Annotated in this window: 18 protein-coding genes and 1 tRNA gene; 5 read left to right on the plus strand and 14 right to left on the minus strand. The window is 26.0% G+C overall.

The features are described 5' to 3' along the window. Positions 1 to 106 precede the first annotated feature (106 nt). The 5 genes from lepA to CNZW441b_RS04060 form a co-directional block, all read right to left on the minus strand. Positions 107 to 1,897 (minus strand): translation elongation factor 4, encoded by a 1,791-nt coding sequence (lepA, locus tag CNZW441b_RS04040; RefSeq protein WP_131166068.1) that lies wholly within the window; start codon positions 1,895 to 1,897, stop codon positions 107 to 109. Positions 1,898 to 1,968: 71 nt separating this feature from the next. Further along, positions 1,969 to 3,600 (minus strand): ATP-binding cassette domain-containing protein, encoded by a 1,632-nt coding sequence (locus CNZW441b_RS04045; RefSeq protein WP_131163292.1) that lies wholly within the window; start codon positions 3,598 to 3,600, stop codon positions 1,969 to 1,971. After that, positions 3,600 to 5,513, minus strand: a complete 1,914-nt coding sequence (locus CNZW441b_RS04050; protein WP_131166067.1) for an iron chelate uptake ABC transporter family permease subunit — start codon at positions 5,511 to 5,513, stop codon at positions 3,600 to 3,602. Before CNZW441b_RS04050 ends, CNZW441b_RS04045 begins: the two co-directional genes overlap by 1 nt. Continuing rightward, positions 5,510 to 6,337, minus strand: a complete 828-nt coding sequence (locus tag CNZW441b_RS04055) for an ABC transporter substrate-binding protein (RefSeq protein ID WP_131166066.1) — start codon at positions 6,335 to 6,337, stop codon at positions 5,510 to 5,512. The genes CNZW441b_RS04050 and CNZW441b_RS04055 overlap by 4 nt, the downstream gene beginning before the upstream one ends. Then, positions 6,338 to 7,102 carry an ABC transporter ATP-binding protein gene (locus tag CNZW441b_RS04060; RefSeq protein WP_131166065.1) on the minus strand — a complete coding sequence of 255 codons (765 nt, stop codon included), beginning with the start codon at positions 7,100 to 7,102 and terminating at the stop codon, positions 6,338 to 6,340. A 140-nt stretch (positions 7,103 to 7,242) separates the two neighbouring features. On the opposite strand from CNZW441b_RS04060, the gene CNZW441b_RS04065 reads away from it, so the two are divergent. The 4 genes from CNZW441b_RS04065 to CNZW441b_RS04080 are packed head-to-tail and all read left to right on the plus strand — an operon-like array spanning position 7,243 to position 14,304. Continuing rightward, entirely contained in the window at positions 7,243 to 9,264 is a 2,022-nt protein-coding gene (locus CNZW441b_RS04065; RefSeq protein WP_216681233.1) for a TonB-dependent siderophore receptor, read from the plus strand. Positions 9,265 to 9,295: 31 nt separating this feature from the next. Next, on the plus strand, positions 9,296 to 10,549 hold the full coding sequence (locus CNZW441b_RS04070; RefSeq protein ID WP_131166063.1) for a TolC family protein: 1,254 nt from the start codon (positions 9,296 to 9,298) through the stop codon (positions 10,547 to 10,549). Continuing rightward, positions 10,550 to 11,290 (plus strand): efflux RND transporter periplasmic adaptor subunit, encoded by a 741-nt coding sequence (locus tag CNZW441b_RS04075; RefSeq protein ID WP_131166062.1) that lies wholly within the window; start codon positions 10,550 to 10,552, stop codon positions 11,288 to 11,290. A gap of 2 nt (positions 11,291 to 11,292) precedes the next feature. Further along, a complete protein-coding gene (locus tag CNZW441b_RS04080) occupies positions 11,293 to 14,304 on the plus strand; it encodes an efflux RND transporter permease subunit (RefSeq protein ID WP_216681234.1) in 3,012 nt (1,003 codons plus the stop codon). A gap of 10 nt (positions 14,305 to 14,314) precedes the next feature. Here the strand turns inward: CNZW441b_RS04080 and lpxD are convergent, their stop codons facing one another. After that, on the minus strand, positions 14,315 to 15,271 hold the full coding sequence (gene lpxD, locus CNZW441b_RS04085; protein ID WP_216681235.1) for a UDP-3-O-(3-hydroxymyristoyl)glucosamine N-acyltransferase: 957 nt from the start codon (positions 15,269 to 15,271) through the stop codon (positions 14,315 to 14,317). A 19-nt stretch (positions 15,272 to 15,290) separates the two neighbouring features. Then, positions 15,291 to 16,670 (minus strand): replicative DNA helicase, encoded by a 1,380-nt coding sequence (locus tag CNZW441b_RS04090; RefSeq protein WP_216681236.1) that lies wholly within the window; start codon positions 16,668 to 16,670, stop codon positions 15,291 to 15,293. A 126-nt stretch (positions 16,671 to 16,796) separates the two neighbouring features. Here CNZW441b_RS04090 and CNZW441b_RS04095 point away from each other — a divergent pair, with 126 nt between their 5' ends. Continuing rightward, positions 16,797 to 17,726 (plus strand): DUF2860 family protein, encoded by a 930-nt coding sequence (locus tag CNZW441b_RS04095; protein WP_131186344.1) that lies wholly within the window; start codon positions 16,797 to 16,799, stop codon positions 17,724 to 17,726. Positions 17,727 to 17,754: 28 nt separating this feature from the next. Here CNZW441b_RS04095 and purU read toward each other — a convergent pair whose 3' ends face one another. The 7 genes from purU to tgt form a co-directional block, all read right to left on the minus strand. Then, positions 17,755 to 18,579: a formyltetrahydrofolate deformylase gene (gene purU / locus CNZW441b_RS04100; RefSeq protein ID WP_216681237.1), complete on the minus strand. Its 825-nt coding sequence runs from the start codon at positions 18,577 to 18,579 to the stop codon at positions 17,755 to 17,757. Further along, on the minus strand, positions 18,579 to 19,688 hold the full coding sequence (locus CNZW441b_RS04105; protein WP_131186342.1) for a tRNA nucleotidyltransferase/poly(A) polymerase family protein: 1,110 nt from the start codon (positions 19,686 to 19,688) through the stop codon (positions 18,579 to 18,581). The genes purU and CNZW441b_RS04105 overlap by 1 nt, the downstream gene beginning before the upstream one ends. Beyond that, positions 19,657 to 20,196, minus strand: coding sequence for a CiaD-like domain-containing protein (locus CNZW441b_RS04110; protein WP_131166056.1), 540 nt, complete (start codon positions 20,194 to 20,196; stop codon positions 19,657 to 19,659). Before CNZW441b_RS04110 ends, CNZW441b_RS04105 begins: the two co-directional genes overlap by 32 nt. Then, entirely contained in the window at positions 20,193 to 20,441 is a 249-nt protein-coding gene (locus CNZW441b_RS04115) for a hypothetical protein (RefSeq protein WP_131163278.1), read from the minus strand. The genes CNZW441b_RS04110 and CNZW441b_RS04115 overlap by 4 nt, the downstream gene beginning before the upstream one ends. Before the next feature lie 74 nt (positions 20,442 to 20,515). After that, positions 20,516 to 20,592 (minus strand) — tRNA-Arg (locus CNZW441b_RS04120). Between the two features lie 49 nt (positions 20,593 to 20,641). Continuing rightward, positions 20,642 to 21,397: a CorA family divalent cation transporter gene (locus CNZW441b_RS04125; RefSeq protein WP_216681238.1), complete on the minus strand. Its 756-nt coding sequence runs from the start codon at positions 21,395 to 21,397 to the stop codon at positions 20,642 to 20,644. Then, the gene (gene tgt / locus CNZW441b_RS04130; RefSeq protein WP_131166054.1) at positions 21,391 to 22,518 is read right to left on the minus strand and encodes a tRNA guanosine(34) transglycosylase Tgt; all 1,128 of its coding nucleotides are present in this window, start codon (positions 22,516 to 22,518) and stop codon (positions 21,391 to 21,393) included. Before tgt ends, CNZW441b_RS04125 begins: the two co-directional genes overlap by 7 nt. Positions 22,519 to 22,544 lie beyond the last annotated feature (26 nt).

Raw genomic sequence — 22,544 nt, forward strand, 5'->3', positions numbered from 1 at the left:
CTTAACTTTCTATAATTTTAATTGTATTTAAAAACTAAGCAAAATTCAAGCCATTTTTTAAATATATAAAAAATAAAAACTTTTATAAAATTAAATATTTTAATTATTAATCAATTTTTAGAACACTTAAAAATGCTTCTTGTGGTAGATGCACTTTTCCAATAGCTTTCATTCTTTTTTTACCTTCTTTTTGCTTTTCAAGCAGTTTTCTTTTTCTTGTAATATCTCCACCATAACATTTTGCAGTAACATTTTTTCCCATAGATTTTACATTTTCTCTTGCTATGATTTTATTTCCAATGCTAGCTTGAATAGCCACTTCAAAAAGCTGCCTAGGAACTATTTCTTTCATAGCTTTTACAAGCTCTCTTCCTTTTGAAAGCGCTTTTTCATTTGGAACAATAATACTTAGTGCATCAACATTTTCACCCGCTACCTTAATATCAAGTTTAACAAGATCTCCTACTCTAAATTCAATAGGCTCATAATCAAAACTCGCATAACCTTTGGTAAGACTTTTTAATTTATCATAAAAATCCATAACTATTTCATTTAAAGGTATATCATATTCAAGCAAAACTCTTTGAGTGGTGATATAATCCATCTTTACTTGAACCCCTCTTTTGCGGTTTAAAAGAGTGATTAAATTTCCTAAAAATTCACTAGGTGTTATAATTGTAGCTTTAACATAAGGTTCTTTAATAAAATCAATCTTATTAACCGGTGGAAGTTCGCTTGGATTTTGAATTTTTAATATTGTTCCATCTGTTTGATAAATTTCATAAGTTACAGTTGGCGCAGTAGCAATAAGATCAAGATTAAATTCTCTTTCAAGTCTTTCTTTGATCACCTCCATATGTAAAAGCCCTAAAAAGCCTACTCTAAAACCAAAACCTAAAGCCAAAGAAGTTTCTGGCTCATAAGTAATAGAACTATCATTGAGTTTTAATTTATCAAGAGCATCTCGTAAATCTTCAAATTTATCCGTTTCTATAGGATAAAGCCCTGCAAAAACAAAAGCCTTTGCTTTTTCAAAGCCAGAAATAGGTTCTTTAGCTTTATTTTTTACAAGGGTTATTGTGTCACCAACTTGAACATCGCTTACATTTTTTAAGCCTAAAACTACAACTCCCACTTCACCTGAATTTAAAGTTTTTGTTTTGATGGGACTTAGAGGATGAGGATAAAAAAGATCTTGAACTAAATGTTTTTTATTTGTGCTCATGATTAATATTTCATCATTTTTAGCAATTTGCCCTTCATAAATTCTTACTAAAGCTAAAGCACCTAAATAATTATCAAACCAAGAATCATAAATTAAAGCTTTTGTGGGTGCTTCGTTATTAATTTTTGGTGCTGGAACTTTAGTAATAATTGCTTCTATTAGCTCTTGTATACCTTGACCTGTTTTTGCACTTACGCAGATTGCTTCTTTACAATCTATACCTATAATATGTTCTATTTCATGTTTTACTTTTTCTATATTAGCTGAAGGAAGATCAATTTTATTGATCACTGGAATAATCTCAAGGTTATTTTCTAAAGCAATATACACATTAGCTATGGTTTGCGCTTCAACACCTTGAGTGGCATCAACCACAAGCAAAGCTCCCTCGCAACTTGCTAATGATCTACTAACCTCATAAGAAAAATCAACATGGCCTGGCGTATCTATTAAATTTAAAATATATTGTTGATTATTTAAAGTATATTCCAAACGCACAGATTGCGCTTTGATAGTAATACCTCTTTCCTTTTCTATATCCATAGTATCCATAACTTGATTACTCATTAATCTATCGCTAATAGCTCCACATTCGCTAATAATTCTATCCGCTAATGTACTTTTTCCGTGATCAATATGAGCTATAATTGAAAAATTTCTAATATTTTGCATTAATTTTTCATACCTTAAATATTTTTTATAAAATTTAATTTTATCAAAAGAACAATTTAAAAACAATAATTTCAAATTTGCTCAAAAATATTTTTATCCAACTCTTTTCTTTCTTCTTGATTTAATTCTTTTAAAATACCTTCTTTCATTAAAATAACCCTATCTGCTAAATAAAAATATTTATCATCATGAGTAATGGCAAAAATAGTATAATTTTGCTTTTGAAGCAAAGGAAGAAGTTTAGTATAAAAGAAATTTCGATAAACAGGGTCTTGATCGGCTCCAAATTCATCTAAAATTAAAAATTTTTTTCCTTCCATAAGGGTTAAAAATAAAGCAAGACGTTTTTTTTGCCCTTGTGATAATGCAGTGGTTGAAAGATTAAAATCTTGAATTTTTACCTTATGACTTAAATTTAAAATTTCCAACCAATAAGATAAATTTTCTTTTTCTTTATCTTCGCAAACAACCTTATCAAAAAGAAAAAATTCAGAAAAAACAACGCCAATTTCTTTTCTATAAATATGAATATTTTCTTCGTTTAATAAAATATTATCTATTCTCATTTCTCCTTGATAAGTTTTTAAAATTCCTGATAATATTAAAGATAGAGTTGATTTGCCACTACCATTTTTTCCGATACAAAAAATAAGTTCTCCTCGATTTATTGTGAAATTTATATTTTTTAAAGCAAAAGAAGAGTTAGGATAATTAAAACTAATATTTTTTAATTCTATATTTTTCCAAGAAGAAAAATCTTCTTTTGTTTCTTTAAAATCTTCTTCATAAAAAGCAAGGTTTAATCTATTGATCTTATCAAAAGAAAGTTTTGCATTTAAAACCATAGGAAGTGCTCCTATAGCAGAAATCAAAGGTGTCCTTATAAATAAAATAATAAAAACTACCATAGTAGCCTCATTAAGTTGCATCCAAGAAAATGATAAAGATAAATAAATAATTAAACCAGCCAAAGCTAAAATCATAGCATTTAAAAGATTGTTAGCTAGATTATGCAAAGTATCAGCCTTGATAGCATTGATACATTTTGAATTTGCATGAGTTTTAAATTCTTTTTCATAAAATAATTTAGTTCTTTTTATGCTTAAATTTAATTCTTTATGACCTTCTATTGCTACTTGATAGTCTTTTTGCAAGATATCTTCATTGCCTCTAACCAGATCAAGATAGTAATAAACGTATTTAACTATAAAATGGCTGATTAAAAAAGCAGTCAATAACCATAAAAAAACAATAAGAAAAATTAAAGAATTTAAAGAAAAGATATAAACACTAGCACAAAAAGCAAATAAAAATCCCTGTAACATTTCAGGCAAACGCATAATCCCAAAGGAAATATTTTTAATATCGTTATTTAAACTAGCTAAAATTTTAGCTTTTCCAAGTTCTAAGATTTTTAAATTTTCTGTATCTAAAATTCTTTTAAGAAAGAATTTTTGCAATCTAAAAACAAAATGATGACCAAAACGAGTTAAAAAAAATTGGGCTATTATAGAACTTAATAAAAAAATTAATACCAAAAGAAAAAAAATAAAAAGTACAAAATAATCATTATAAAATTTAAGAACATAAGAGTTAATATAGGTTAAAACAAAAATTCCCATAATAGAGCTAAAAATATTTAGCATAAAAAGTAAAAAAAAATAAAATTTATATTTTTGAAATAAAAATAAAAAAGTTTTCATTAGTTTTTTCTCACCATAAAAATAAAATATACACTACCTAATAAAGTTGCAATAATACCTAAAGGAATTTCATAAGGAAATGTAAAGATTTTTGATAGAAATTCAGCCAAAAGCATTACTAAGGCTCCAATGAGTGTTGCTAAAAATAATTTAATTTTTATATTTTGAACAAAAAACAAATTAGCAAGATGTGGGGCTAACAAGCTTACAAAACTAAAAGGACCAGTATTTAAAACAATTAATACACTTATTAATGCACAGAAAATAAGCAGAATAATTCTTATCTTAAAAAGATCAAGTCCGATACTCATTGCGCAAATTTCTCCCAAGCGTAAAGCATTAAGCCATCGAATAAAAAATGGGATAATTAAAAAAGAAACAAATGTAAAAATACATATAATTAAAGCATTTGTAGAATCGGCATTTAAAATTCCAGCTTGAGTAAAAGCTAAAAAACTATAAACTCTTACATCTGCGCTTAATAAAACCAATTTAAAAAAAGAATCAGTCAAAAACATAATACAAACACCGAGCAAAATAATTTTTTGTATATTGATTTTTTTTACAAAATAAAGAAAAATTAATAAAAATAAAACGATTAAGGCTCCAATCAATGCTAAAGGCCATATAAGAAATGGTACAAACCATAAAGCAAAAAGCACTCCTAAACTAGCACCAGAATTTATACCCAAGAATTCACTTGAAGCCATAGTATTAAAACTTAAACGTTGTAAAATAAAGCCTACAATCGCCATTAAAGCTCCACTACACGCCAAAATAATAAGTTTATAAAATCTTAAATCAATAATTTCTTTTGAAATTATAAAATTTATACTTAAATTTGAAAAATCAAAGTATAAATTCACTATAAAAATTAAGACTAATAAAATAAAACCTATACCAAATAAAATATATTTAGAAACAAAAAAATAATTTCCATCTAAAAAATCGTTGTTATTGGGATAAATTTTTATTTTTTTAAAAATAATATAAATTAATAAAGGCACCCCTAAAAAAGATACCACACTTCCTGTTGGCAAGTTGATATCTTTTAAAAGTTGTAAAAGTTGTAAAATTAAATCAATATTTAAAAGTGAAAATCCCCCTATTAATGAACAAAATAAAAATTCTTTTTTTATATCATCAAATTTAAACTGATGTATCAAAATACTTGCAAATAAACCTAAAAAAGCTATTGATCCTACAAAAGAAATAACCAAAGCTATAAAATACGCACTAAGTGCTAAAGTAATTATTTTGCTTAATATTACATTAACTCCAAGAGATTTTGCAACAATATCCCCTAGGGTTAAAACCTTAAAAGAAGTAGAAAAAAAATAAAGAAAAACAAATCCTATACTAGAAAAAAAAGCAATTTGAAAAAAATCTTTCAAGCCATTTTGTGTAAAATAGCCGCTATTATAAAATAAAAAAGTTTTACTTTCTTCTGGATACAAAAGAATAAATAATGAAATTAAAGCACTAAAAAATAAAGAACTTATTAAACCTAATAAAATAATACTTACGTTATTAAATCTTTTTTTATATCCCAAAACAAAAATAGGTATCAAAATAATAATAGCCCCAATAAAAGCTATAATAATTTTAAAATTTTCATAAAAAAAAGGAAAAAATAAACTAGCCAATAATAAAAAAAATCCAGAAGCTGAAGAAACGCCTAAAGTTGTATCGCTAACTAGAATATTGTGCATAATTTTTCGCAGAAGCAAAGAGGCTAAAGAAAGTAATACACCGCAAATAAAGCACACCCCTATTCTACTAAGGATATAATTTTTCAAAATAAAAACAAATAAATCATTGTGGTAGTTTTTTAAATTTAAAAATTCAAAATATGATACTAAAAATAATAAGATTAAAAACAAAAATACTAATGAAAAAATAATTTTTTTCATTTTAAATTATCCCTTAAATACTTTGCAAAACGCTCTATACTTAATAAGCTTCCTGCACTCCAAATAGGATCTAATTCTATATAATCTTCAAATAAAGGTATTTTTTGATAAAAAGAATTATTTTTGAATTCTTTTTTTATATTAAAAGGGTGAGGTTTTATAATAACTATTTTTGTATTTTGAGGAAGTTCTAAAAGATTTAAAAATGAAATATTATCAACACCCCAAACATTTTTAACTTCTTTTTTATAAGCATTTTTTAATCCAAGTTCTTTTAAAACAAGTCCAAATATACTATGATTTGTGTAAATTCTTAAGTGCTTAGGATCAATAAATTGCACAATAGCCAAGGGTCTATCTTTAGATTTAATTTGAGTGCTAATTTCTTTTAAAATATTTTTTGTATTTTCTATAAGTACTTGTGCTTCTTTTTCTTTTGAAAGTATAACTCCAAGTTGTAAAACAGCATTATTGATATTCTCATAAAGATCGCCTTCTTTATAAAAATCTATATTATAAATTTTAGTATATTTTCGCAAAGAATGATTATTAAATGAAAATAAAGAAGAAGAAATTAAAATATCAGGTTTTAACATTATAACTTGTTCTAAATTTGGTTTAACTCTCAATCCTAAATCTAAAATATTATTTGGCAAACGAGGTTCCTTAACCCAAGTATTATAACTTTTTTTATCTCCTACTGCTTGAATAGGATATCCTAATAACATCATAGTTTCAGCTGCAGTCCAATCAAGTGAAATTACTTTTAATTCTTTGGAAAAAAGACTAAAACTTAATAAAAATATTAAAAAAAATTTTAACATTTAAAAAATAGCTACCAAAGAGTTTTTTTTAGGATGTTTTAAGATAGTATTTTCTATCTTAAAAATTCTTTTAATATTTTTTTCTTTCATGAATTCTAAATTATTGTCATGAAAAATAATTTTTCCTTCTTCTAAAGCAATAATCTCATCACAATAACAAGCTGCAAGATTAATATCGTGTAAAATAATAATCACTCCTATATCAAGCTCTTTGCTTATTTTAGCAATAAGTTTCATAATATCAAATTTATAAGCTATATCTAAAGCAGCTAAAGGCTCATCAAGAAGCAAGAATTTACTTTTCTGTGCTAAAAGCATTGCTAAAAAAGCTCTTGTTCTTTCCCCTCCTGATAAAAATTGCATATCTTTATTGCTCATATAATCGATATTAGTTAATCTCATAGCTTCATTAATAATATCTTCATCATTTTGTTTTTTGATAAAACTTTCATAAGAAAAACGTCCCATTTTTACAAGCTCTTTAACGCTAATATGATACAAATGAGGTAAATGCTGAGGCAAATAAGCTATTTTTTTAGCAAAGTCTTTAGATGAAAAACACTTTATATCTTTTTTATCAATTAAAACTTGCCCTTTTTGAATTTTGATCTGTTTTGCTAAAATTTTTAATAAAGTAGATTTTCCAGATCCATTATGCCCCATTAGAGCATAAATTTTTCCACTTTCAAAAGAAAGTGAACAAGGATAAATAATATGTTTTTTTTCTTTGCTAAATTCTAAATCAACCGCTTTAAGCAATGCCATAAATTACTTTCTTCATCGAAAAATTCAAATTTTAATTGTAACAAAAACTTAATAAGTTTTATTTAAAAAATAAAATTATACAATATTTTTTTAATAATGAGATTAACTCTCATAATTATAAATTTTTATTGAGGAAAATAATGAAGATTTCAAAATTAGTAATATTATCTTTAAGTGCGAGTTTGGCTTTAGCACAAGAAGTTGGAAATTTAGATGAAGTTAGTATAGTAGGAAGTGTAGAAAAAGGCAAAGAAGTTGATTATCTTAATCCAAGAAATATAACCGTTATTGACTCAGATACTATTGAAAAAATGGGTTTTACTCAATTAGATGAAATTATACGTTATGAAAGTGGATTTTTATCCCAGCCTTATGGATCTGATCTTGATACTACAGATTGGCTTAAATTAAGAGGTTTTGATGCGACTTTAACATTAGATGGAACAGCTATTTATAAAGGAGGATATTTTGGTTTTTCTCCTGACATTTATGGTTTAGAAAAAATTGAAATTATAAAAGGAGCTGATTCAATAAGTTATGGCTCATCACAAAGCGGAGGAATTATTAATCTCATTAGCAAAAGACCACAAAAAAAACCCTTTGCTGAAGTTGGAGTTAAAGTTGGAAATTTACAACAAAATGGAATATTTTTTGATGTAAATGATCAATTTTTAAAAGATAATACTTATTTTAGATTGGTGGGTAATTATCAAAGAGAAAATGGACAAGTTGATAAAACATGGCAAGAGCATTATTATATAGCCCCTAGTTTAAATATAGAAATCAATGAACAAACATTTTTAACTCTTTTATCAAGTTTTCAATACGATCAAGGAGTTCCAACAACAGCTTTTTTTCCAGCTTATGGCACACTTATTAATACCCCAAATGGCTATATAGATCCTAATACAAATTTGGGCTCCCCTTTTAGTGATTATCTAAAAAGAAGTCAAGTTTCTTTAGGTTATGAATTTATTCATTATTTAAATGATGATTTATATTTTAGTCAAAATTATAAATTCAATATGGAAAATAAAGATCAATTTTCTGTTAGTTTTTCTTCTCTTGATCCATCCAATTCAAATAAAGCCAAAAGATCTTCTGTAATTGTTGATGGTATAGCAAGAACGCACACTATAGATAATAGATTAAATTACACAAAAAAATTTGGAATTATAGAAAATAATCTTATTACCGGAGTTGATTACCAATACGCTTATGTAAGAGGTAAATATGGCTATGGAATGGCAAGCGATGTAGATATTTTTCATCCAGATTATACCCCGCAAACCAAAAGTGATGTTCCAACTTATTTAGTCAAACAATCCCAACTTGGCTTATACCTTAAAGATAAAGTCAAAATAGATAATTTTATTTTCAATGCAGGTTTACGCTTTGATAAAGCAAAAAGTGATTCAAAAAGCTTTGGAGCAAAAAGTGATTATAATGTCAATCACACTTCTTTGCAAAGTGGTATAATGTATGTTTTTGATGATTTAGGATTAATGCCTTTTATCAATTACTCACAATCTTTTAGACCTATAGCAGGAAATGATGGCAATGGAAATAATTATAAACCTTATGAAGGAAGACAATATGAAACAGGTATTAAATATCTTCCTTATTTTATAGATGCTGAATTTTATCTTACTTATTTTGATCTCAAAGAAAAAAATGCTCTCATAAATGCACCTAGCGGAAGTTTTGCTTCTATTCAAAGTGGAAAACAAATTTCAAAAGGTGTAGAATTTAACTCAAATATTCACTTTAATGATATTTTAAATTGGCTATTAGCTTATACATATTATATTAAAATAAATACGGATTTAAATACCATAGAAACAATTAGAACTCCACAAATGCCTAAAAATACATTATCATCTTACTTGATTTATACTTTTGCACTTGATAATAAAAGTTCTATTCAAACAATGTTTGGAGTAAGATATGTAGGATCTAGCACAGATGAAGCCGGAAATAAAGGTCTTAAGATTCCTTCATACACTCTTTATGATACAGGGGTAGTGTTTAACTATAAACAATGGCAAACAAAGCTTAATATAGATAATATTTTTAATAAAAAATATGTTAGTTCTTGTTATTATAGTTGTTATTATGGAGAAGGAATTAGAGCGAGTTTAAGTTTATCTTACAAATGGTAAAGTAAATAATATTTTAACCGATCTGGTTACAATGAGATATTTTATTATTTTTTTACCTTTAATTTTATTTGCATCAAATTTAAAAGAGTTTATTGAGTTAAGCTTAAAAAATGAACAATATCAAATTAAGACTATGCAAAATATGCAAAGTTCTTTTGAAATTCAAAGCTTAACTTCATCCTATATGCCAAATTTAAATTTGGATATAGGATATGTGGCTCTTAATAAAGATCGCCTTATCACAGATCCTCAAGAAAGTTTTTATACAAAATTAAGCCTTAATTTTCTTTTGTATGATGGAGGCAAAAGAGAAGCTTTAATTAATTCTTTAAAATTTAAAAAAAATATTACACAATTAAGCAAGGGGCAAAGTAAAAATTATCTGGCCCTTAAAGCTTCAACTTTATATTTTAATTATCAAAGTCTTAAGGCTATCATTAAATCTAGCGAACAAAAAGAGTTATTTTTAGAAAACACTTTGCAAAGATTAAAAAAATTTTACAAAGTAGGACTTAGCTCACAAAATGAACTTGAAAGCATTAATGCAAAATATCATTTAGCTAAACTTGAACTTTCTAAAAATTTATTAAAATTAGAAGAAATTAAAAAAGATATAAGAATTTTAACCACACAAGATTTTACCCCAGATAAATTAAATTTTTTAAAGGATCCAAGCAAAGATTTTAAAAACAATAACCTAGAATTTTTAATAGCCAAAGAACAGATTAATCAGGCCAATGAAAAATTAAAAATTGCAAAATCAAGCTATTTGCCTAAAATATTTTTACAAAATAATTTTATATTTTATAAAAACAATTATAATCCAAAAATTCCCTCCATTTATCAAAATTTAGTCAATGATTTTTTTAAAGAGCATGCTCAAAGCAATCAATTTATTATTGGAATGCAATGGAAAATTTTTGATTTTAATCAAAGAAGCAAAGAAGTGGAAAAAGAAAGGCTAGAAGTTCAAATTGCAAATGCTAAAGCTAATCTAATCAAAAGAGAAAATGAACAAAATTTAGAATATCTCCAAAAAAATTTAGATATCCTAAAAGAACAAATTAATGCTTTAAGCTATGCCTTAAAAGCTAGCGAAATAGCTTTTAAAGTGGTTAATGAAAAATACTCTGCGGGACTTTGTTCTTACATAGAGTATTTAGAAGCCTTAGAAGAAAAGTTTAAAGCCTTTAGCAATTTAGAATTAGCCAAAAATGAGCTTGAAATTACTAAAGCAAATTATTATTTCTTAGCAGGAATTGATATAAAAAACAAGGTTTTATAAATGAAAATTATTATATGCTTAATTATAAGTTTTTATACACTTATAGCTAAAGAACTTTATGCAAGTTTTAATGTTGAAGCTTTAAATCAAAGCAAATTAAGTCTAGAAAGCATAGGCATAGTTAAAGAAATTAAAGTAAAAATTTCAGATCATGTAAAAAAAGGCGATGTATTATTAAGCCTTGATACAAGCAAAGAAGAAATTGCTTTACAAAATGCACAAAATGATTATAAGTTAGCTTTAGCTAAATTTAATAATATAAAATCAAAAATGACTAAATTTACTCAAGTTCAAAATTTTATCGATAAACAAAGTTATGAAGATATTAAAACTGAATTTAATATAGCTAACTTAGAACTTCAAAAAGCAAAAATTAATATAGCTTATTATAAAAATTTAATAGATAAAAAAATTCTTAAAGCCCCTTATGATGGCATTATTTCTGATAAAACTATTCAAGTGGGCGAAGGAGTGGCTGGGGTAAATCAAATTTTATTTAAAATTTTTTCTTATCCAGAAGTAAAACTTATACTTAGTTTTGATGAAAAATATAAAGACGAAGTAAAATTGAATCAAGAATTTATCTATAAAATAGAAGGCAAAGAACAAACATTTAAAGGAAAAATTTCGCTTATTTATCCAAGCATAGATATAAAAACAAGAAAAATTTACGCAGAAGCAAAAGCACAAAATTTAACACCAGGGCTTTTTGGCGAAGGTAAAATCATCATCAAAGATTAAAAATGTATAAATTTGCCATAAACCGACCTATTGCCACTTTAATGTTTTTTTTAGCCCTTGTAATATTTGGTTTATTCTCTGCTTTTACCATGAATGTAAACTTATTTCCAAATGTAAATATCCCGCTTATTAAAATAAGTGCAAAAGCAAATGGGGATTTAAATTATATGGAAAGCAAAATCACAAAAGAGCTTGAAAACGCTATAAGTGAGATAGATGGACTCAAAACCCTATCTTCTGCAAGCTATGATAATTTTAGTGTTATTTTTGCAGAATTTAAACTTGATAAAAATTTAGAAGTTGCTGCTAATGATGTAAGAGATAAGCTAGGAACTTTAGCCCTTGATGCTAAAATTGAAATAGAAAAAATCTCTTCTGATTCTGGGGCAAATATAAGTTTATTTTTTAAATCCAACAATTCTTTAGAACTCATGCAAATCATTGAAGATAAAGTTAAACCTTTTTTACAAAGGATTGATGGAGTAGGAAAAATTAATGCTATAGGATTTTCAAAACCACAAATTCGAATACAGCTTGATATAAATAAATTACAAAAATATAATCTTAATGCTTTAGAAGTTGCAAATATTATTAAAAATCAGAATTTTAAACAAGGTCTAGGAGAACTTGAAAATAAAGACAACAATTTTATACTCAAAGGATATTTTGAAGCAAAAACAATTGATGAGCTAAAAAAAATAAGAATTTATCCAGGAGTTTTTTTAAGCGATATTGCAAAAATTGAAAATTTATATGAAAACCAAAAACAAATCGCCTTTTTTCAAGATAATGGAGTTTTACTAGAAATCAATAAAATTAGTAATTATAATGCTTTAAAAATGATTAAAAATGTTAAAAAAGCTTTAGAAAATTTAAAAAATGAATTGCCTAAAAATATAGAATTTAATATCCTCTATGATAAAAGTGCAAACATAATAAAACATTTAAATCAAGTAATTTTTGATATGATTTTTGGAGTTTTTTTAACCTTAATTATAGTATTTTTATTTTTAAGAAATTTAAGTGCTACTATTATAGCTTTTGTTGCTATTCCTACCTCCATTATAGCGACTTTTTTTATTATAAATATTTTAGGTTATGATTTAAATCGTCTTACTTTTATAGCTCTTACTTTAAGTATGGGAATTTTTATTGATGATGCTATAGTTGTAATTGAAAATATCACTAAAAAGCTTAAAAATTACTCTGCTTTAGAAGCTTCTTACTTAGGTGTTAAAGAAATTGGTTTTAGCATATTAAGTATCAGCGTTGTTTTACTTTGCGTTTTTGTACCTATTTCTTACATGAACTCTATTTCAGGGCTTTTTTTTAATGCTTTAGGCATTAGCGTTGCTTCAGGAGTTATTATAAGCTTTTTAGTTTCTATACTTTTAATACCAAGCTTAAGTGCTAGATTTTTAAATTCTAAAGAAAGTAGTTTTCATCAAAAAAGTGAGATTTTTTTTATAAAAATAGAAGACTTTTATAAAAATTTACTTTATAAAATACTAAAAAACAAAATTCGTTTTATTGTTATTACTTTTATTTTTCTTTTATCCTGCTTTGCTTTAGCTCTTAAAATAGGACTTGATTTTTTGCCTATGGAAGATGATAGCGAATTTCAAGTTTTTATCGAAAGCAAGCAAGATCTTAGTTTAGAAGCTATGAAAGATAAATCTTTAAAAATTTTAAATCAAATTAAACAAGATAAAAGAGTTGATTATGCTTATTTATTAGTAGGCCACAATGATGCCAAAGAAGCATCAAAAGCAAAAATTTATATCAAATTAAAACCCCTAGAAGAAAGAAAAGAAAGACAAAAAACCATTATTAGCGGATATAGAACATTATTAAAAGATAATAATCTTAATATTAAAGTTTTAGAAATACCAAAAATAGATGGAGCTGGTATTGACGATCCTGTGCAATTTTTAGTTTTAGGAGATGATTTAAATAAAATCAAAGAAGCCACTTTAAGAGCAAAAGAAGTTTTATCACAAAATAAAGCTATAGTAGATATAGATGATGACTCTAATGCAAAAAAAGCAGAAATAGCACTTTTTATCAACCAAGAAAAAGCTAAACTTTTAAATGTAAATCCTTATTATGTTGCTGAAATTTTAAAATATTCTTTTAACAATTTAATTATAGGAAGTATGGATAGAGCTAATTCAAAAGATGATATTGTTATAAGTTTGGATTCTAAATTTAAGCAAGATATAGATTCTTTAAAAAAAATACACATTAAAAATAATCAAGGCATAGATCTTGATCTTTCTAGTGTGGTAGATTTTTTATATAAAGAAGATATCAAATCAATCCATCACTACAATAAAAATCGTAGTATTAAAACTACAGCAGGAGTTAATAATATCTCCTTAGGAGAAGTTCAAAATTTAATACTCAAAAATATGGATTTTATATTAGGAAAAGACAATCTAAACTATGCATTTTCAGGTTTTATCAATCTTTTAGGAGAAACAATTGATGGCTTTATTTTTGCTATTACTCTAGGTTTTATTCTAATCTATCTTGTATTAGCAGCACTTTATGAAAGTTTAATTTTGCCTTTAATTATTATGATTACCATGCCTTTAGCTTTTGGTGGAGCATGTCTTGGACTTTTTCTCACTGGTCATAATTTTTCTCTTTTTGTTTTAATTGCCATTATTTTACTTTTTGGTATGGTAGGTAAAAATGCTATTTTACTTGTGGATTTAGCCAATAAAAAATGTCATGAAGGATTAGATCCTGATGAAGCTTTAATTTTTGCTGGTAAATCAAGACTTAGGGCTATTTTAATGACTACTTTTGCTATGATTTTTGCCATGTTACCCCTTGCTCTTTTTAAAGGTTCAGGTTATGAAGCAAATTCTCCTATGGCAATCAGTGTTATTTTTGGACTTATAAGTTCAACTCTTTTAACCTTGCTTGTCGTGCCTGTATTTTTCAAAACTTGTTTTAATTTAGATCTAAAAATAAGAAAAATTTATGAAAGAAAAAAACTGCTTTAAAGCTAAAGCATTATTTTTCTTTAAATTTTAAAGCAATTTTTGCTTGAAGTTTAAGCCAATCTTTTTGAAGCATTATAGGAAAACCTCCATAAACTTTTCCTCCATCAAGGCTTTTACTCACCCCTCCTCTTGCTGCAATAGTTGCAAAATTTCCTATCTTTAAATGCCCGCTTGTTGCACTTTGTCCACCCATTATAACATTGCGTCCAAGCTCACTAGAACCAGAAATTCCACTTTGTGCTACTATAATACAATTTTCACCTATATGACAATTATGACCAACTTGAACTAGATTATCTATTTTTGTTCCTTTTTTAATAACTGTGCTATCAAAAACTGCACGATCTATAGTTGTACAAGCTCCAATTTCTACAAAATCTTCTAAAATTACATTACCATTATGATAAATTTTATAATGTTCGCCATTTTTATTATGTGCATAGCCAAAACCATCACTTCCTATAACACAATTTGCAAGCAAATGACATTTTTTACCTATCTTAGTATTATTGTAAATTACAACATTAGGATGGATAATAGTATCATCGCCTATTTCTACATTATCCCCTATATAAGCTCCTGCCATGATAACAACGTTTTCTCCTATGAGGATATTATTTCCAAGATATACATTTGGCATAATTTTCGCACTTTTTGCAATCTGTTGTTTTTTTTCTTTAACATCTGAAATCAAACTATTAGCAAAAATTTTACTTAGAAAAGCAAAATGAAGGTGTGCATTAGAGCTTATTAAAACTTTTGTATGTTTAGGAACTAAATGCTCATATTCTTTTGCTATTAAAATAGCACCAGCACCTGTATTTGCTATATCTTTAATATTTTTTTCTCCATCACAATAAGTAAGTTCCATAAAATTAGCTCTTAATAAAGAATTTAAAGCTTTAATCTCTAAATCCTCTCCTTTATAATCCAAACTTAAAAAATCAGCAATTTCACTTAATTTCATTTTAAACCCTTTTTTATAATCAACCATTAAATTCAACACTTTCAAATCTTGGCTTTTCAGCAAATGAAGATTTATCTTTTAAAAATAAAACTTCACACATTCCTACTGGTCCGTTTCTATTTTTCCCTACAATAATTTCAGCATTCTCTTGTAGAGGATTTGGCATAAAATTTCTTTGATAAGCTTTTCCTTCAGCTTTAGCTTTATTTTCTCTTTCTTTTTCTTCTTGCTCTCTATAAACTTCATCTCTATATACAAATAAAATTGTATCAGCATCTTGTTCTATTGCTCCACTTTCTCTTAGATCACTTAACATTGGACGCTTATTAGATCTACTTTCTAATGAACGATTTAATTGAGATAAAGCAATAATTGGAATATCAAGTTCTCTAGCCAAAAGTTTTAATCCTCTTGAAATTTCACTTACTTGTAAATGCCTGTCATTAAAATTAGAATTGCTCATCATAAGTCCTATATAATCTATCACACAAAGCTTTATTCCCTCTTCTTGCGATTTAAGACGTCTTAAAATGGCTCTTACATCTGTGATTGTTATATAACCACTATCATAAATATAAAATTTTTTCTCCACATAATCATTACAAGCATCACCCACTCGATCCCATTCATTATCATTTAAATCAGCGGTGATAATTTTTTGCAAAGGAATGGAAGTTTTTGCAGAAAGCATTCTTTGCATAATCTGAACAGCTGGCATCTCTAAAGAAAACATTACCACTCCATAATTTTGCCTTAGGGTTTTTTCTATAAAATTTAAGCATAAAGTTGTTTTACCCATACCTGGCCTTGCCGCAACAATAATAAGCTCCCCTCCTTTAAAACCCTTAGTCATAGAATTAAGTTCATAAAATCCAGTATCAAGCCCTATTAATCCTTTATCTTCTAAGCTTTTTTGTTTTTTAAATTCTTCCAAAAGTTCACTTATAACAATCTCTGAGCTTTTAATGTCATTAGAATTTATTCTATTGGTTAAATTAAAAATTTCTTTACCAATTTCATCAGAAATTTCACTGACAGGACGTTCTTCATTAATACGACTTGGTAAAAGATAAGCAAAATTTAAAAGTTGTCTTTTGATTGATTTTTCTTTAAGCTCATTCACATAAGCAATCAAATCAATCATGGTAGGTGTTGCTATAATTTCATTTAAAATATCTTCATCGATATTTTTATTGTATTTTTTAATAAAACTTACACTAATAGGACTATTAGCATTTACACAAGCAATAATAGCCTTAAAAATATCTTGATGCGCTTTTAAACTAAAATCTTTTACTTCGATATCTCCAGCTATACTAGCATAAGCATCTTCGCTATATAAACAAGTACTTAAAATAGCTCTTTCTAAATCTAAGTCAAAATATTCTTGATTTTTCATCAATTCTTAACCTTTGAATAACTTTATATACCAAAATTTTAACAAATTAAAATAAATTTATATGAAATTAATACAAATTTCATTAACATTACCCCTTTTTATTTTCAAAACTAGAAGGAGAAAAAATTGAAAAAAATATTATTATCCTTGTGCTTTATTCCGTTATTCTTAAGCGCAGCAGATTTTAACCAAGGTTTTAGTGGAAATATTTCACTTGGATTTGGTATTAGAGATATCAAAAGCAACCTTTCACCTTTAGCTGATCGTGACTATATAAATAGCATCAACGAAAATCCTCACTCTAGTACTGATGCAAGTATGCTCTTAGGATTTGAACTTTATTATGGCGGTTTGATTGATAATGATAGACTTTTTTTAAAAAATTACAATGGAAGAGATATTAGTGGCATTTCTTTAGGTTATGAAAGAGCATACTTAGAAAAATTTACCTCTTCTTTCGCATTTGTTAGCTCATTAAGAGAAAAAGCTTATGCTAATCCTTATCTTATAAAACAAAACAGAGAAGAAACTGATGTAAGTAAATTTGGTATTAAATTGGGGACTAGCTATGAAATTGATGCTTTACAAAATATAAATTTAAGCTATCTTTTTGCAAAAAATAAAATTGATAAAGAACTAATTCCATATAATTCTTTAAAACGTGAAGGATATTTTCATCAAATTGAATTAAAATATAATTATTCTTTTTTCAATGCGGGTATAAATTATGATTACAACGATGCAGATGGTAAAGCACAAAGCTTTTCAAGATATGGAGTTAGTGCTGGAATAAATCATCCTTTTATGCAAGATTATATTTTATCTCCTGAAATAGCTTTTAATAAAATAGAGGCCAAAAAAACAAACGTGCTTTATAATAAAAAAGCTTCTGGAAATGAGATAAAATTTAATTTAAAAGTTGTTAAAAATAACTTCTTGGATAATAAAAATCTTTACTCGTATGCTACTTATATTCTTAAAAAAGAAAATAATGATATTAATTTTTATGATGAAACCTATCAGATATTTTTAGCAGGAATTGGCTATCGCTTCTAAAAAAATAAAGCTTGATGAATTTCAAGCTTTAAAATACAATAGTTTTATTTTTATAAATAAAAACTTTATCTTCAAAAACTAAATCAAGAGCTTTGGATAATACATTTTTTTCTATTACTCTACCTATTTTTTGCATTTCTTTCCAAGTATATTCGTGATTGATTGGTAAAACATCTTGAGTGATGATAGGACCCTCATCTAGGCAATCATTTACAAAATGAGCCGTAGCTCCTATAATTTTAACCCCTCTTTCATAGGCTTGTTTATAAGGATTTGCTCCGATAAACGCAGGTAAAAAAGAATGGTGGATATTAATGATTTTTTCCTCATAACATTTAACAAAATGAGGTGATAAAATTCTCATATATTTTGCTAAAACCAAATAATCAAAATCATAATTTTTTAAACAAGATAAAACTTCCTTTTCTTGCTCATCTTTATTTTTATCGGTTGTAGAAAATGTATGATAAGGAATATCAAATTTTTCCACTAATGGTTTAAGAATATCATAATTTGAAATTACAGCTTTAATATTTGCTTCAAGTTCATTACTAAAATGTCTTATAAGCAAATCACCCAAACAATGACTTTCTTTTGTTACAAAAACAATAATATTCTTTTTTCTTTTTTCATAAAGCTCGATAGAAGAATCATAAGGCATTATAAATTTTAAACCATCAACTAATTTTTCTTTGTTAAATTCTCCCTCTAAAAGACCTCTAAAAAAGAACATTTCTTCATTTACAAACTCATCATTTTTAATAATATTAATATTATTTTCAAAAAGAATTTGAGAAATTTTATAAACTAAACCTTTTTGATCCTTTGTGCTAATTTTTAAAATATATTTCATTATTCAATCCTTTGCAAATATTTTAAAAGCTCTTTTTCTTTTTCTTTTTGTATTAATCTTCCTAAATCTTTACCACTTAAATTGCCTTTAGAAAATTTATCTATATCAATATTAATTATAATTTTTTTATCATACACTTGTAATTTTTTTGCCTTTGCTATTCTTTCTTTATCCCAAAGACCAAGCCAAGAATTTAAAGGCCTTTTTAATGCAATTTTTAAAAGTTCAAAATTATTTATTTTATTTTCAAAATATTCTTCTTTGGCTTTTAATAATAATTCTTTTTTTAATTTACTTTTTTTAAAAAAAGTATTAAAATCTATCTTAAAATAATTTAAATAAAGATATAAAAATAAAGCCTCATCTTTTATAAATTCTCTAGCACTTCTAAGTAATTTTTCGAATTTATTATCACTAAAACTATGATAAAAAATTTTTTCTTCTAAATTTAAATCTTGTATATATTTATAACCTAATGCTAAATTCTCTGCTTTAAAAAATTTATAAAGTTCTGCATTGATACGCTCTAAGTTAAGATCACTTATGTCCATATCTTTCATTAATTCTAAACTTTCTTTAGCGATAAGAAAATTAAATCTTGCAGCAAAAACAATAGCTCTTAAAATTCTTAAACTATCTTCTTTAAAACTTTTAGGATCTATATGTCTTATAATTTTGTTTTTAAGATCATTATATCCACCATAAAAATCTAAAAATTCACCATTAAAGATATTAATCATTAAAGCATTAAAAGTGAAATCTCTTCTTTTTGCCCCGTCTTTTTCCACTTGACAAATACTAACTTTAAATCCTCTATGTCCTTTAGACACTTTATTTTCATATCTTGCCAAAGCAAAATCATAATTTTTATATTTATAAACAAAAAAATTCTTACCAAAACCATTGGCTCCTAGTTCTTGCATAATTGCATCAAACTGAGAACAAGTAAGATCATAAAGCTCTATATCATAATCATTCAATGGAAGATTTAATAATAAATTTCTTACACTTCCGCCTACTAAATATGCTCTTTTTGTATAAGGCTTTAAAAAATTCGCTATAAATTTAATATCAGGATTATTTTTTAAGTTTATCTTCAATTTTTGCAAGCAAAAACTCTAAAAAATTTATTGTTAATGTTAATTTTTGTTCTATTTTATCTTTTTTTACACTATTTAAGCCTTCAAATAAAACCAAAATTCTCTCTCGTAAATTTTTTAAGAAAATATCGTCTTGATAAGTTAAATTTTCCTTTTTTTCCAATACATCTTCTTTTTTTTCTTCAATGTAATCATAAATTTCACTAGTTTGCAATTTATTTTTTAAAGAATTATCATTTTCTTGCTCTTTATCTTCTTGTAAGAGCTCTTGACTCTTAAATTCTTTAATTTGATTTTCCAAGATATCGTTTTTAATTTCATCATTTTGATCTTGTATAGAAATTTCCTCGACACTAGGCAATTCTTCTTTAAGCTCTCTAGCATGAGTCTCATGCAACCTATTTTGATAATTTATTTCTTTTTGTTGTTCTTCTAAAATATTTTGCTGTCTTTCTTTTTCTTTAATTTCTATACTGATTTCATTAATTGTTTTTTTAGCTAGATCTTCAATATTCATATTCTTATCAACCACCTTTTAAATTCATTAATTTCTTCATCACTTTGCATCATAATAAAAAAATCAAGCATTTGAGTATTTAAATCCGCATGTTTTGATCTTAATCCACTAAGTCTTCGTATAGCATCAATAGCATTTTGATTTTCTGGATCATTTTTTAATATATTTTTATAGATTTCTAAAGCCTCATTTTTAAGACCCTGTGCTTCATAAATAGAAGCTTCTGTAATAGTATTTTTTTTCATGAATTATTCTTTAGTTGTTATTTTTATTCGGATATTTTAGCAAAAAGAGTTATTACAATCAAGAAGTTTAAATATGGCGCGCTCGAGAGGATTCGAACCTCTGGCCTTTTGAACCGCAATCAAATGCTCTATCCAGCTGAGCTACGAACGCAAAATAAAAATGAAAATTATATATAAAAAATCTTAAAAATAGCAAAAATTTATTTCTTTTTTAAATAATCATCAAATTCAAACTCTTTAACTTTTTTGCTTTTATAATATAACAAACCAAAAATTAGAATGCAACAGATACTAAAAAATATATATAAAGTTCCATAAGGATTATTTTCTAAAAAAAGATTTTTTGTGTTCATTCCAAAAAAACCTACTATAAGATTTAAAGGAAGAAATATCACAGAAAGCACACTTAAAAGATAAATATTTTTATTCATTGTTTCATTTTTAATAGAGCTTGATAAAATATAAAGTGCATCAAGGCGTGAAAGATTATCTTTAATACTATTTATAAGAATATCGATATTTAATAACAATAATTTTAAAATCTTTTTTAAAAAAATATAATCATTTAAAAGCATTTTTAAAGAATCTTTTAAAAGTATTAAAAATTTTAAATTTTTATTAATTTTTTGCTTCAAAACGAACGATTTTTTTAAAAAATTTTTAAAAGAATTTCCTTTTAAAATCATATTTTCTTTATACTCAATTATATTTTGAAATTGAGTATTTTGTTTTTTTATATTCTCAAGAATTTCCTTAAACAAAAAAGTAAAATCTTCTATTTTAAAGGGTATAAATTCCTCATTATTATTCAAAAAAAGAATAGTTTTATCCTCAAATGAAAAAACTTTTAATTTTTGATCAAAATGTAAAATAAAAATTTTTTGCTCTCCAAAATCTGTATAAAGAGTTTCCAAATTTTTATTTTGCAAAATCTTTTTTAAATTTTCATTTAGCATTGTACATCTCTTAAAGAATAAAATTCCTTCTTAAATTTAGAAAAAGAATTTGAAAGAATCGCTTTTTGTATATCCTTAACAAGTGTTAAGTAATAATGCAAATTATGCAAACTCGCCAAACGAAAAAAAGTTAATTCTTTTGATTTGAAAAGATGATTTAAATATCCTCTTGAATAATTTTTACAAGTATAACAAGAGCATTTTTCATCAATAGGAGTATGATCATTAATAAACTCCATTTTTTTAATATTAAATTTCCCAAAAGTAGTGAAAAAAGTTCCATTTCTTGCATTTCTTGTTGGCATTACACAATCAAACATATCTACACCTCTTTCAATATTTTCAACCAAATCTTCAGGAGTTCCTACCCCCATTAAATACCTTGGACGATTTTCATCCATAAAAGGCGTAAGATTTTCAACTGTTTCATACATAAGCTTATTTTCCTCACCTACGCTTAAGCCTCCTATTGCCAAACCATCAAATTCCATTTCATTTAAAGCTAAAGCACAACGTTTTCTTTCTTCATAATTGGTCCCGCCCTGCACTATGCCAAAAATATTTTGATGAATTCCTATCCCATTTTTTTGTTGTAATTTGTGATAATTTATGGACTCTTTTGCCCATTTTATTGTTCTATCTACTGAGAGTTGTATTCTTTTAAGATCAGCTGGCAAAGCCACTAAATCATCCAATATCATCATAATATCTGAATTAAAATCATATTGAGTATCAAGTACGCTTTTTGGGGTAAAAAAATGTCTACTTCCATCAATATGGCTTTTAAATTCTATACCCTCTTCGCAATGTTTTGAATTTTTACTTAAGGAAAATGCTTGAAATCCTCCACTATCCGTTAAAAAACTTTTATTAAATCCACTAAAATAATGCAACCCTCCAAAATTTTTAATCACTTTGCTTGTAGGACGTAAATACAGATGATAAGTATTTGCTAAGATAATTTTAGCATCGAGTAAATCCAAAAGATCTTTAGCATCAAGGCTTTTTACAGCTCCAAGTGTCCCAACTGGCATAAAAATAGGAGTTAAAAAAGAACTATGGACGGTTTTAATCTCGCAAACCCTTGCATTTTGATCTTTATGTTTTAATTTAAATTCCATTTGCTATAATTTCCTTTTTTGGAGTA

The sequence above is a fragment of the Campylobacter novaezeelandiae genome, assembly GCF_018968685.1.
GTDB classification, from domain to species: Bacteria; Campylobacterota; Campylobacteria; order Campylobacterales; family Campylobacteraceae; genus Campylobacter_D; species Campylobacter_D novaezeelandiae.